This is a genomic window from Demequina litorisediminis (assembly GCF_030161615.1).
In the GTDB taxonomy this organism is placed as follows: Bacteria; Actinomycetota; Actinomycetes; order Actinomycetales; family Demequinaceae; genus Demequina; species Demequina litorisediminis.
Genome location: NZ_BSUN01000001.1, coordinates 118,249 through 130,373, shown reverse-complemented (window position 1 = coordinate 130,373; position 12,125 = coordinate 118,249). Strand labels below are relative to the sequence as shown.

The window sequence follows — 12,125 nt, the reverse complement described above, 5'->3', positions numbered from 1 at the left end:
CCATGCGTCTTGAAGCGAACATCTTCACGCTGCCGTCGTTCTTCTTCCTGCTGGCAGGCACTGCGTACGGCATCCTGACCGGCTGGGACGAGTGGGTGGGTCTCACCTGCATCATGCTGACGTTCGGCATGTTCATCATGGTGGGCGTGTACTTCACCATGCTGGCCAAGCGTCACGGCATGCGCGCCGAGGACGACCATGACGGCGAGATCGCTCAGGCTCTCCGGTGAGCAGGGCGTCTACGCGCCGTGGAGCCTGGTGGCCGCTGCCGCTGGCGCTCGGCGCCGCTCTTGCCTTCACTGCGTTGGCCGTGGGCTGGTGGATCCTGGTCCCCGCGACCGTGGTCGGCGTCGTCGGCCTGTGCGGCTGGGTCATGGAGTTCTCCACGGGACGCCACGCACACTAGGCTTGTAGTTTTCACGACGAAGGCCCGTTGCCCCTGACCGGGGGAGCGGGCCTTTGTCGTGCATCGGCCGGCTGGTGACACTCCTCACCGTGTCCACGCCCCACCCTGACGGCTCACCACGCCGGCCCTCGCGCGCGCCCTTCGTGCTGCAAATGCGGCCATGAGCGGCACCGACGTGGCCCCCGAGCCGCAGATGCGGCCACGAGCGGCACAGCGAGGGGAGCGGCGGGGGAAGGCCGACGCGGTGGCTTCGTGGCGGGCGGTGGGCGCGACTAGCGCTGGTCGCGCTGCGCCAGTCCCGCGACGCCCACGAGGCGCGCAATCACGACGGCGACAAAGAGGGGGCCGACGACGGCCTCCATTGCCGCGAGGGAGCGCGCCCAGTCGCCCACGGGGGTGATGTCGCCGTAGCCGAGAGTCGCGAGCGTCACATACTCGTGTAGACCATGTCTTGCCACGTGAGTGCCTCACCGGTGCTGGCCTGCCAGGAACCAGGAACGGCGATCTCCTGGAGGCCCATCACGGCCCCGAAGACGCCGCCGATGAGGAGATACGCTCCGAGCGCGATGAGGAGCATGTCGATGGTCCTGAGGTCCGGAGGTGGCCTCAGGAGTGCTCCCGACATCGTCACGAGGAGCGCCGCCTGGAGTAGGCCGATGCCCGCCATGAGCGCGCCCTGAGCGGCGGTGGACTCCTGGTGAAAAGCGAACCAGACGCCCGCGCCCGCCATGGCGACGGAGGCACCGATCAGGACCCGATGCTGGACGTGATTCGCCGCGAACCGGGTCACGGCGACCGCGATGAGGCCGATGTAGACCGCGAGATACACGAGCGCCCAGCCGTGGCCATGGAGTGTGATGGGCGCGCCGAACTGGACGACAACGAGCACCACGAGCAATGCGGTGAGGTGGCGCCGGGACGGCGCGGCCGGGGAAGAGCTCATATCGAGGAAATCTAGCGCGCTAGACGAGTCCAGGACGCACCAAGGGCGGGCCCTCTGGTGGAGAGCCCGCCCTTGGCGTGGTGCGTTCGCGCAACCTACTGGACGATGAGTCCCTTGGTCGCGGTAGCGGTGATGAAGCGCTGCTGGACATTTGCCCAGTCCACGACGTTCCACCAGGCCTTGACGTAGTCGGCCTTCACGTTCTTGTACTGCAGGTAGAACGCGTGCTCCCACATGTCGAGCATGAGCAGCGGGATGAGGCCGACAGGGACGTTGCCCTGCTGGTCGTACAGCCTGAACGATGATGAGCCTTCTGACCGATGGTGTCCCACGCGAGGATGGACCAGCCGGAGCCCATGATGGTCATGGCGTTGTTGGTGAAATGGGCCTGGAAGCCGTCGAACGATCCGAAGTGCTCGTCGATGGCCGCGGACAGGCTCTCCAGTGGGCTTGTCGCCGCCCTCGGGGGAGAGGTTGGTCCAGAAGATCGAGTGGTTGGTGTGTCCACCAAGGTTGAAGGCGAGGGCCTTCTCAAGGCCCGCGATGGCGCCGAAGTCGCCCGACTCGCGTGCAGCGGCCATCTTCTCGAGCGCGGTGTTCGCGCCCGCCACGTAGGCGGCGTGGTGCTTGCTGTGGTGAAGGCTCCATGATCTCGCCGGCGATGTGCGGGTCAAGAGCTCCGTAGTCGTAGGCTCAGATCCGGCAGCGTGTAGTCAGCCATGCTTCCTCCTGCTCAGGGCGCGGCGGTGGCCGCGCAGGTATTTCCGGGGTACGGGTCGAGCCTATCGCCGTCGTCGCGGCGACGGGCACCGATGCCCGGGTGTGTCAACGTCGGCGAAGGCCCTGCGATTCCTCGGCGTGGCACGTGGAGCGAGACGTCCCAAGAAACGACGAGGGCGGCACCCCCCAAAGGGGATGCCGCCCTCATGTGACGCGATCGCGCAGAGGCTACTTGGCCTCGTCTTCGACCCTGTCCCATTCCTCGGTCAGACGCTTGTCAGCGTCCTTGGCGTCGGCCGCGTGGATATCCGCGTCGGCGTTGCCGTGACCGTGGTGGTGCTGGGCCTCGTCGTACTCCGCCTTGGTGACAGGGGAGATGCGCTCCTCGTAGTAGAAGCGGGAAAGGGCCTGCTTGAAGCGATCCCAGCGGTACCCCGGACGGCGGACGCCGTTCTCGTTGTACTCCGGCTCGAGCTCGAGCGGGGCGATGTCGTCGTGCGAGACACGCAGCCAGACCTCCTGCTCGTCGAGCGGCTGGTGAACCTCAATGTACTCGCCGTCTTCGTGACGGACGATGGTGCCCGTCTCGTGACCGTGGAGCACCAGGCTCGCGATCCTTGCGCTGGAGGCCCATGCAGATCCGCTTAGTGACCCAGAACATGATCGGAGGCAGGATGAAGATCGCCCACTGGAAGAAGATAGTGAGGTCGTTGAGCGACAGGTGGAACAGGGTGGCCACGATGTCGTTGGAGCCCTCGAGGACCAGGATGACGTAGAACGTGATGGTGGCCACGCCGATGCCCGTGCGCACCGGCACGTTGCGGGGACGATCGAGCACGTGCTTCTCGCCACGGTCACCGGTCGCCCACTTCTCGATCCACGGGTACATCGCGATGAAGCCGAAGAACAAGCCGGGCAGGATGACTGCAGGAAGCAGGATGTTCATCGACAGGGTGTAGCCGAAGATCTCCCACTCGAGCGGGACACCGAACAGCCAACCGGGCATGAGGCGGAGCGCACCGTCGACGAAGAGGATGTACCAGTCGGGCTGCGTACCTGCTGAGACGGGGGACGGGTCGTAGGGCCCGTAGTTCCACACCGGGTTGATGGTGAACACCGCCGCCACCAGGGCGATGATGCCGAACACGACGAAGAAGAATCCGCCGGCCTTGGCCGTGTACACGGGGAACAGGGGCAGGCCCACCACGTTGCGGTCGGTCTTGCCGCCGCCCGGGTACTGCGTGTGCTTATGCAGGAACACCAGGAAGAGGTGTACTGCGATCAGGGCCAGGATGAGACCCGGCACCAGCAGGATGTGGGCCGTGAATAGGCGAGGGATGATGTCGCCGCCGGGATACTCGCCGCCGAACAGCCAGTACGAGGTGTACGAGCCGATAATCGGGATGGACTTGACGACACCGTCGATGATGCGCAGGCCGTTGCCGGAGAGCACGTCATCGGGGAGCGAGTAGCCCGTGAAGCCTGCCGCGAGGCCCAGCACCATCAGGGTGAAGCCAACGAGCCAGTTGAGCTCGCGGGGCTTGCGGAACGCGCCGGTGAAGAACACGCGACACATGTGCGTCATGATCGCGGCGAGGAACAGCAGCGCCGACCAGTGGTGGATCTGACGGATCAGCAGGCCGCCGGGAACCTCGAAGGAGATGCGCAGGGTCGAGGCGAACGCCTCGGTCATCGAGACGCCCTGCATGGTCTCGAACGGGCCCTCGTAGTGCACCTCGGTCATCGAGGGCACAAAGAAGGCCGTCAGGAAGACGCCCGAGATGAGCAGGACAACGAACGAGTACAGGGCGATCTCGCCCAGCATGAACGACCAGTGGTCGGGGAAGAGCCTTGCGCGCGAAGAACTTGACGAAGCCTCCGATGGAGGTGCGGTCGTCAACGAAGTTCGCGGTGCCGGAGGCGGCGTTGTTCAGCCTTGGCGCCCATCAGTGGCTCTCCTCCTCGACGGACGTGGCCTCGGTGGTGGAGTCACCCGTGAGACGCGTCCAATACGACGGGCCCACGGGCTCGTCAAAGTCGTTCTTGGCGACGATGTAGCCGTCGTCATCCACGGCGATCGGCAGGCTGGGGCAGGGGGCGCTTTGCGGGACCGAAGACCACCTTGGCGCCGTCCGAGACGTCGAAGGTCGACTGGTGGCAGGGGCACAGCAGGTGGTGCGTCTGCTGCTCGTACAGCGCCACAGGGCAACCGACGTGGGTGCAGATCTTCGAGTAGGCGATGACGCCGTCGAACGACCAGTCCTCGCGGCCCTTCTGGATCTTGAGGTCCTCGGGGTTGAGGCGAAGCAGCAGCACCACAGCCTTGGCCTTCTCCGCCATCTTGTGGTGGTGATCCAGGCTTGTTCAGGCCGTCGGGAATCACGTGGAAGACCGAGCCGATGGTGACGTCAGCGGCCTTGATCGGCTTGCCGTCGGGGTCGCGGGTGAGGCGCACGCCGGGACCCCACATGGTGTGACGGAACTTGGAGATGTTCCAGTCCGCACCCATGTTGCCGATCTGGGGAACCAGGAGCGACAGGGGAGCGATCGCCATCGCGGTGATGAGAGATCCCTTGAGCAGGCTGCGGCGCTTCACGCCGGTGCCGGACTCGCTCGGGGTGCCAAGGCCGGAGTCAGCGACGCCGTCCTTGAGGTTCTGGATCGCGGCCTCACGGTTCTCGTCGGACGTGCGCAGGGCGTGACGCTCCTCGACCATCTCGTGGTCGCGCATGAGGGTCTTGGCCCAGTGGATGGCACCGAAGCCGATGCCCACCATGGTGAGGAAGATGCCGATGCCGATCCACAGGTTCACCCGGTGAATCGCGTTGACGTCGCTCCCGTCGCCTGCGTCGAGGCCGAAGTACGCCCACAGGGCGATGACGGTGCCGATGACCGACAAGCCGAACAGTGCGGCGACCTGGCGCTCGGCGCGACGGTCGGCCTTGGGCTCGACGTCGGCGCGGCGCGGACGGTGGTCCGCGAGTCCGGGGTCCGTGAAACCGTTCTTGGTCACGGGCTCTTCGTGGTGTTCAGGCGTGCTCATGAGGAACGTGCTCCAACCCAGACGGTAGCGCCGATGATGAGGCCGAGGAGGACCAACCAGGCCCAGAAGCCCTCGGAGACGGGGCCGATGGCGCCCAGCGACAGGCCGCCGGGGGAGCCGTCCTGCTGAGCCGCGATGTAGGCAATGACGTCGCGCTTGTGTTCGGGGGTGATGTTGGCGTCGTTGAACACCGGCATGGACTGCGGGCCGGTCAGCATCGCCTCGTAGATGTGGGTGGGGGTCGTCTCGAGCAGAGACGGGGCGTACTTGCCCTGCGTCAGCGCACCGCCGCCACCGATGGAGCCGTGGCACATCGCGCAGTTGGTGCGGAAGATCTCCATACCGTTGGCGGCGTCGCCGAGTTCGGGGTCAACCTGCTCGGGCGTGGGGACCGCAGGGCCGGCGCCAAGCGAAGCCACCCAGGCGGCCGCCTGGTCGATCTCGTCCTGGCTGAACTGCGCCTTCTTGGCGATGGCCTGCGGGCCCGAGGCCTGCATCGGCATGCGGCCGGTGCCTACCTGGAAGTCGACCGCGGCGGCTCCGACGCCGACTAGCGACGGCGCCACGCCGTCCTGGCCCTCGGCGTCGAGGCCGTGGCACGAGGCGCAGTTGGCGGTGAAGAGTGCCTCACCGGCGGCGACGTCCTCGGCGGAGGCAGTCTCGGATGCCGTGGCGGCGGAGGGTGCGGCGACGGCGGCCACACCGGTGATGAGGGCGAGCAGGGTCAGCACCAGGAGCAGCGGTGCTGCCTTGTGGTGGCGCCTGCGGGCGATTGCGTGCATCGGGATTCCCTTACTGAACCAGGTAGATCACGGCGAACAGGGCGATCCACACGACGTCAACGAAGTGCCAGTAGTAGGACACGACGATGGTGGTGGTTGCCTCGTGCGTGCCGAACTTCTTGGCGGCGAACGAGCGTGCCAGGACGAACAGCATCGCGATCAGTCCACCGATCACGTGCAGGCCGTGGAAGCCGGTCGTGAGGTAGAACACCGATCCGTAAGGGCTCGAGGAAATCGTGAGGCCCTCGGACACGAGCATCGCGTACTCGTAGACCTGGCCGGCGACGAAGATCGAGCCCATGATGAACGTCAGGACGAACCACTCGTGCATGCCCCACGACTTCACGTTCCAGAAGGAACCGGTGCGGCGGCGCTGGTAGCGCTCTGCCGCCCACACACCCGCCTGGGCGGTGAAGGAGGACAGCACCAGAATGGTGGTGTTCGCCAGGGCGAACGGGACGTTCAGGAGCTCCGTCTTCTCGGCCCAGACCTCGGGCACCTGTGCACGGAGCGTGAAGTACATCGCGAACAAACCCGCGAAGAACATCACCAGAGCCTGAGCCAGACGATGGTGCCAACGGCTACCTGATTGGGGCGCGTGGCATGAATGGGTGACGGCATAGTCGTCGCTTGGGACATAGGTCCCATTAAAGCGCAAGAAAGCACCCGCGGGCGCCAGGTAGGGCAGCCTGTCGCGGCTCTCGCGAGGGTAACGAACGACCCCGCCGGAACGTGCCAGAATGGCCACCATGAGTGACGTGGCCAAGCACGATGAATCTGCCGCGACGCCCCTGAAGGCGCGCATCCTGATCTATAGCGACGACCGAAACGTGCGCGAGAAGGTGCGCTTCGCCGTCGGCTCCACCACGCATGGACGTCCCGTCGAGTGGCTCGAGACCGCGACGCACGCCGCCGTCATCGAGGCGGTGGAGTCACAGCCGTTCGATCTGCTCATCCTTGACGGCGAGGCCGCGAAGGTGGGCGGCATGGGTATTTGCCGGCAGATCAAGCACGAGATCTACGCGGCGCCGCCGGTGTTGCTCCTTGTGGGTCGTCCCGCCGATGCATGGCTCGCGACGTGGTCCGAGGCAGAGGCCGCCGTGTCGCACCCGCTTGACCCGTTCGTGGTGCGCGACGCCGTCGACGAGTTCTTCGCGCCCGCCGCTCAGGCATCCTGATCCGCTGATTTCGCCGCTGACCCGAGACCGGAGGCACCGTGGCCGCACTGCAGGAACTCCTTTCCCGACTCGTGGAACACGAGGACCTCAGCGCGGAGGAGACCGCTGCGGTGATGGACGACATCCTCACCGATGCTGCGTCTCCGGTGGCCATGGGGGCGTTCCTCGCGGCCTTGAGGGTGAAGCGCGAGACGCCAACGGAGGTCGCGGGACTTGCCGCAGCGATGCTGCGTCACGCGTTGCGCTTCGAGGTACCCGGCCGGACCGTCGACATTGTGGGCACGGGCGGTGACGGGTTCGCGACCGTCAACATCTCCACCATGTCGTCGCTGGTCATGGCGGGCGCGGGGCTGACCGTCGTCAAGCATGGCAACAGGGCGGCGACGTCAAAATCCGGAAGCGCCGATGTTCTTGGTGAGCCTCGGAGTCCGTCTTGACCTCCCCGTCGAGCGAGTGAAGGAACTCGTCGATGAGGTGGGCATCACCTTCTGCTTTGCGCAGGTATTCCACCCCGCCATGCGGTTCGCGATGCCGATCCGCAAGGAACTGGGCGTGCCGACCACCTTTAACATTCTGGGGCCGCTCACCAACCCCGCCCAGCCTTCGGCGACCGCCATCGGTTCGTCGAGCCTCAGGGTCTCGCCGGTGCTAGCGGGCGTCATCGCAGAGCAGGGACGCGAGGCACTCGTGTTCTACAGCGACAACGGGCTGGACGAGTTGGCCGGCACCTGCCCGGCAACCGTGTGGGAGGTGCGCGGCGGAGGCGTGACCGAGTTGCGCCTCGATCCAGTGGCGGACCTGGGCCTGAGCGCGATCTCGATCGACGACATCCGGGGCGGTACCGCGTCCGAGAACGCGGTCATCGCGCGTGCCGTGCTGGACGGCTCGTCGGGTCCCGTGCGCGAGACGGTGCTCCTCAACGCGGCCGCGGGCATCGTGGCCGATGCGACCTTGCCGGGGACGTCCTCGGGCACCCTGGTGGAGCGCATGACGGCGGGAATCGGGCACGCGGAGCGCGCGATCGATTCGGGCGCCGCTGCGTCGGTGCTGCAGCGATGGGCTGCGGCAACCCAGGCGTAGTCGCGCAGGTCGACGGGGCGGCGGCGTCGAACAACGCGAGCATGGCAGCGAGGAAAGGTCCTCGGTTGCCTGTGCGCTGACGCGCTATCGCGCTGACTGCGCCACCTGTTCGTGATCGCGCCGTCGCGCATCGACCCACCGATGGTGACGTCCCGCCGACGTCAGGGGAGAGGACCACTCGCCGTCGACATGGAGGAGCCGCACGCCCGGCCGTTCAAGCCACCGCAGGATCATCTCCTGTTCCTCGACGAGCGCACCGCCGATCTCCAGGGTGTCCCACGCCCGTCGCAACGGGGCGGCGGCGTCCCAGACGCCGGACCGCACCCGCGCGGAGCCCACCAGCATGCCGCGCGCGCTCGAGACAGGCTCCCACGCGTCGTCGACTCGGCGCACGGCGACAATCTTGCAAGCGCGCAGTGATGCCAGCCGCCCGGCTCGCTCGGCAGCATCCACCACGGCGCTGATGGCGTCACGGGTATCAGCCGCGCGCTCAAACTCCTCGGCGAGCGCGTGGGCGGCCACCTCGCCTGCGAGGGCGTCGACGACGGGTGAGATGTCTGTCCGCAGTGCGTCGCGAGTGGCGTCGATCGCCGCCGCATAGCCGCTTTCGGCACCCAGGACACATGGCGCCGCGCATCGGCCAAGGTCAAACTGGATACAGGCTCGCGCACCCTGTCGGGGCGTCTTCGTCAGTCGCGTGGTGCAGGTCCGCACTCCCAGTGCGTGTTGCAGTGCCTCGACGGCGCGCCGGGCGTCGGCCGCAGAGCGCAGGGGGCCAAGGTCCGCGCCATCGGCAGCGGCGGAGCGGCTCACGACGAGGCGCGGAAACGCCTCGTCGGTGAGACGCACCCACGGCGTGCGCTCCGGGCGTGCGGAGCGGCGGTTGTACCGAGGGCGGAACTCGTTGATCATGCGCACCTCGAGGACGTTCGCCTCGAGTTCGGTGGGGCAGACGACGGTGTCGACACTCACCGCGAGGTCGATCATCTCGCGAATGGGGCGCCGTGTTTCCGCCTTCGTGAAGTACGACTTCACGCGCGAGCGGAGGTTCTTCGACGTGCCCACGTAGAGACGCTCGCCCCGCGGACCCCTGAAGGTATAGACACCCGGCTTCGCGGGAACCGCGTCCGCCATAGTGGCCTTGCGCCTGACCTTGTCGGAAACGGGATCTCGCAACGTCTCGAGATCGGCACGGTGGGTGATGCCGAAGGCCGCGAGCCGCTCAAGCATCCCGTGGAGGATCTCGCCGGTGGCACGTGCATCCTCGAGCGCGCGGTGGTTGGGAGTGACACGGGTGCCGAACACCCGTGCCAGGGTGCCGAGCCTTGCGGTTGGGAGCCTCCTCCTTGGTGACGACCCTTCGTGCGAGCGTCAGGGTGTCGACCACCTCCGGGCCCGGCCAGCGGTAGCCATGCGCGCGGAAGGCGGCCTTGAGGAACCCGACATCGAAGCGAGCATTGTGAGCCACCAGTACGGCGTCACCGAGGAACTCGACGAAGGACGGCAGGACCTGCTCGATCCGCGGCGCCGCCATCACCATCGCATCGGTGATGCCTGTCAGCGCGACAATCATCGGTGGAATCGGTGCGCCGGGATCGACCAGCGTCTGGAACTCGCCGATGACCTCGCCACCACGAGTCTTGACCGCGCCGATCTCCGTAATGCCGCACGTCGCGGGGGAGCCTCCGGTCGTCTCCAGGTCAACCACGACAAACGTGGTGGCCGACAACGGCTCACCGATGGCGTCGAGGCTGTCCTGGACCTGCGTACTCATGACCCCCACGGTACGACGGCGCTCTGACATCACGGTCGAACCACGGGAATCGCCGCGATGTCAGAGGGCCGTTGTAGCGTCGCAGGCATGAACATTGATTGCGACACCTGTGAGGTGAAGGGCAAGGCCTGCGGAGACTGCTTTGTGTCGTTCTTGACCATTCCGGTGCGAGCAGCGCAGCCGGTGGTCATGGACGAGGCTCAGCGCCGTGCGGTGGACGTGATGGTTGCCGGAGGGCTGGTCCCGCCGCTACGCCTGAGCGATGCGCCGAGGCGCCGCAGGGCAGGCTAAGCCGGCGACGCACCCGGCGACATGCCCCGCGACTGCGCGCGGAGACTAACCTGCCTGGTGCTTGCCGGAGTAGATCGCGTCGATCACGGGCGCGAAGTCCTCGAGTACCCGCGCGCGCTTAACCTTCAGCGAGGGCGTCAGATAGCCGTTCTCGATGGTCAGGTCACCATCGATGATGCGGAACGTGCGCACGGATTCCGCGCGGGAGACGGCACGGTTGGCGCGGTCGACGGCCTTCTGCACTCGCTCGAGGATGCGAGGATCCTGCGCGGCCTCGGCGACCGTCATGGGTTCCCAACCCTTGCCCTTGAGCCATCCGGGAAGGGCTTCCGCATCGAGCGTGATGAGCGCGGCGATGAACGGCTGAGCATCGCCCACCACCACACACTGGCTGACCAGCGCATAGCCGCGGATCCGGTCCTCCAATTCCGCAGGAGCCACATTCTTGCCGCCAGCGGTGACGATGAGGCTCCTTCTTACGCCCGGTGATGGTGAGGTAGCCATCTTCGTCCTCGGCTCCGATGTCACCGGTGTGGAACCAGCCATCAACCACGGACTCCGCGTACGCCGAGGCGTTGCGGTGATAACCCGAGAACAACTGGTCGCCACGCATCAGGACCTCGCCGTCGTCGGCGATACGGACCTCGATGCCGGGCAGGGGCGGACCGACGGTGCCAATCTTCGCGAGATCGGTGCGATTGACGTGCGAGGCGGCGTTGGTCTCTGTCAGGCCGTAGCCCTCGAGCACCACGAGGCCGAGGCCCCGGTAGAAGTGGCCAAGGCGGTCGCCCAGCGGAGCGGATCCCGACACCGCCCAGTGCGCGCGGCCACCCAGCAGCGCCCGAATCTTCTTGAGCACCAGCGCATCTGCGACCTTGTGGCGCAGTCGCAGAGCGAGGCCGGGGCCCCGGTCCGTGTCGAGTGCCTTGGAATAGGCGATCGACTGCTGCGCGGCCCACCGGAAAACCTTGACCTTGCCGTCCGCGGCGGCCTTCTGCTCGGCGCCGTTGTAGACCTTCTCGAACACGCGGGGCACGGCGAGGAGCAACGTGGGGTGCATGGTGCCGATCAGTGGCACGAGCCGCGACGAGTCCGGGCAGTACCCGATGACGACGCCGCCGGCGAGCAGGATGTACTGCACCAGCCGTGCGAGCGAGTGCGCGAGCGTGAGGAACAGCACCGTCGAGGCGCCCTCCTCCTGGATGATGTCGCTCATCTCGTCGCTCATCCCCGCGATGTGGCGCGTGTACGAGAACTGAGTGAGTTCCACGCCCTTGGGGCGTCCCGTGGTTCCAGACGTGTACATGATGGTGGCGAGGGTGCCGTGGCCCACCGTGGCGAGCGCTGCCTCAAGTTCGGCATCGGACACCGTGGTGCCGTCCTTGGCGAGCGCGTCCATCGCGCCCTCGTCGATCACGAGGACCTCGCGGACAGGCGTCGTGCCCTGAGCCATGACCTCGCGCGCCCTCTCGGCGTGAGACGTGCGTTCCGCGATCACCACCGTGACTTGAGCGTCCTCGCAGATCCACTGAATCTGGTCCACCGACGAGGTGTCGTAGATCGGCACAGGAATGGCGCCCGCCGTCATGATGGCGAGGTCGCACACCGTCCACTCCCACCGCGTGCGCGCGAGGATCGCGACCCTGTCGCCCGGCTGCACGCCGTGCGCGATGAGCCCCTTTGCCGTGGCGTCAACCTGCGCGCGTGCCTGTGCGCCGGTGACATCGCTCCAACTGTTGTCGGCTAGCGGGTTGCGCGCGATCGTCGTCGAGGCGCGGTTCTCCCAGGTCTCGCGGACCAGGGAGACGATGTGGGGCGCGTACGTCGCGTCCTGTGAGGGCATGGGTCGTGTCTCCGTCGTTGAAGCAGGTGGCGCTCACGATACCCTCTAGGGAGTCCCACCACCCA

General features: G+C 66.8%; 13 protein-coding genes and 4 pseudogenes. 6 read left to right on the top strand and 11 right to left on the bottom strand.

Going from position 1 to position 12,125, the window contains the following annotated elements; all coding sequences use genetic code 11:
- Nucleotides 1–2: 2 nt before the first annotated feature.
- Entirely contained in the window at nt 3–230 is a 228-nt protein-coding gene (gene ctaF, locus QQK48_RS00800; protein WP_284327152.1) for an aa3-type cytochrome oxidase subunit IV, read from the top strand.
- Entirely contained in the window at nt 227–406 is a 180-nt protein-coding gene (gene ctaF / locus QQK48_RS00795) for an aa3-type cytochrome oxidase subunit IV (protein WP_284327151.1), read from the top strand. The genes ctaF (QQK48_RS00800) and ctaF (QQK48_RS00795) overlap by 4 nt, the downstream gene beginning before the upstream one ends.
- 272 nt (nt 407–678) lie before the next feature.
- On the opposite strand, the gene QQK48_RS00790 is transcribed toward ctaF (QQK48_RS00795), so the two are convergent.
- From QQK48_RS00790 to ctaE, 7 genes and pseudogenes are all read right to left on the bottom strand, one after another.
- Nucleotides 679–837, bottom strand: coding sequence for a potassium channel family protein (locus tag QQK48_RS00790; RefSeq protein ID WP_284327150.1), 159 nt, complete (start codon nt 835–837; stop codon nt 679–681).
- Nucleotides 834–1,349, bottom strand: coding sequence for a hypothetical protein (locus QQK48_RS00785; protein ID WP_284327149.1), 516 nt, complete (start codon nt 1,347–1,349; stop codon nt 834–836). The genes QQK48_RS00790 and QQK48_RS00785 overlap by 4 nt, the downstream gene beginning before the upstream one ends.
- 95 nt (nt 1,350–1,444) lie before the next feature.
- Nucleotides 1,445–2,070 (bottom strand): annotated as a pseudogene (locus tag QQK48_RS00780) (superoxide dismutase).
- 227 nt (nt 2,071–2,297) lie between these two features.
- Nucleotides 2,298–4,003: pseudogene (gene qcrB, locus QQK48_RS00775) on the bottom strand (cytochrome bc1 complex cytochrome b subunit).
- Entirely contained in the window at nt 4,000–5,112 is a 1,113-nt protein-coding gene (locus QQK48_RS00770) for a hypothetical protein (protein ID WP_431308262.1), read from the bottom strand. Before QQK48_RS00770 ends, qcrB begins: the two are co-directional and overlap by 4 nt.
- Nucleotides 5,109–5,894 carry a cytochrome bc1 complex diheme cytochrome c subunit gene (gene qcrC, locus QQK48_RS00765; RefSeq protein WP_284327148.1) on the bottom strand — a complete coding sequence of 262 codons (786 nt, stop codon included), beginning with the start codon at nt 5,892–5,894 and terminating at the stop codon, nt 5,109–5,111. The genes QQK48_RS00770 and qcrC overlap by 4 nt, the downstream gene beginning before the upstream one ends.
- A gap of 10 nt (nt 5,895–5,904) precedes the next feature.
- Nucleotides 5,905–6,533: pseudogene (gene ctaE, locus QQK48_RS00760) on the bottom strand (aa3-type cytochrome oxidase subunit III).
- 110 nt (nt 6,534–6,643) lie between these two features.
- On the opposite strand from ctaE, the gene QQK48_RS00755 reads away from it, so the two are divergent.
- From QQK48_RS00755 to QQK48_RS18610, 3 genes are read left to right on the top strand one after another with little or no spacing between them, the layout of a single operon-like run.
- Entirely contained in the window at nt 6,644–7,072 is a 429-nt protein-coding gene (locus tag QQK48_RS00755; protein WP_284327147.1) for a response regulator, read from the top strand.
- Nucleotides 7,073–7,110: 38 nt separating this feature from the next.
- Nucleotides 7,111–7,509 carry a hypothetical protein gene (locus QQK48_RS18615; RefSeq protein ID WP_348523359.1) on the top strand — a complete coding sequence of 133 codons (399 nt, stop codon included), beginning with the start codon at nt 7,111–7,113 and terminating at the stop codon, nt 7,507–7,509.
- Complete coding sequence (locus tag QQK48_RS18610) at nt 7,487–8,152, top strand: hypothetical protein (RefSeq protein WP_348523358.1); 666 nt, start codon at nt 7,487–7,489, stop codon at nt 8,150–8,152. Before QQK48_RS18615 ends, QQK48_RS18610 begins: the two co-directional genes overlap by 23 nt.
- 84 nt (nt 8,153–8,236) lie before the next feature.
- On the opposite strand, the gene QQK48_RS00745 is transcribed toward QQK48_RS18610, so the two are convergent.
- Both QQK48_RS00745 and QQK48_RS00740 read right to left on the bottom strand, forming a co-directional pair.
- The gene (locus QQK48_RS00745) at nt 8,237–9,457 is read right to left on the bottom strand and encodes a GIY-YIG nuclease family protein (RefSeq protein WP_284327146.1); all 1,221 of its coding nucleotides are present in this window, start codon (nt 9,455–9,457) and stop codon (nt 8,237–8,239) included.
- On the bottom strand, nt 9,375–9,926 hold the full coding sequence (locus QQK48_RS00740) for an exonuclease domain-containing protein (protein WP_284327145.1): 552 nt from the start codon (nt 9,924–9,926) through the stop codon (nt 9,375–9,377). The genes QQK48_RS00745 and QQK48_RS00740 overlap by 83 nt, the downstream gene beginning before the upstream one ends.
- Nucleotides 9,927–10,013: 87 nt before the next feature.
- Between QQK48_RS00740 and QQK48_RS00735 the strand changes: the two genes are divergently transcribed.
- Nucleotides 10,014–10,217: a hypothetical protein gene (locus QQK48_RS00735; protein WP_284327144.1), complete on the top strand. Its 204-nt coding sequence runs from the start codon at nt 10,014–10,016 to the stop codon at nt 10,215–10,217.
- Nucleotides 10,218–10,262: 45 nt separating this feature from the next.
- Here QQK48_RS00735 and QQK48_RS20895 read toward each other — a convergent pair whose 3' ends face one another.
- Nucleotides 10,263–10,721 carry a hypothetical protein gene (locus QQK48_RS20895; RefSeq protein WP_431308261.1) on the bottom strand — a complete coding sequence of 153 codons (459 nt, stop codon included), beginning with the start codon at nt 10,719–10,721 and terminating at the stop codon, nt 10,263–10,265.
- 136 nt (nt 10,722–10,857) lie between these two features.
- Nucleotides 10,858–12,060 (bottom strand): annotated as a pseudogene (locus tag QQK48_RS00725) (AMP-dependent synthetase/ligase); the annotation flags it as partial.
- Nucleotides 12,061–12,125 lie beyond the last annotated feature (65 nt).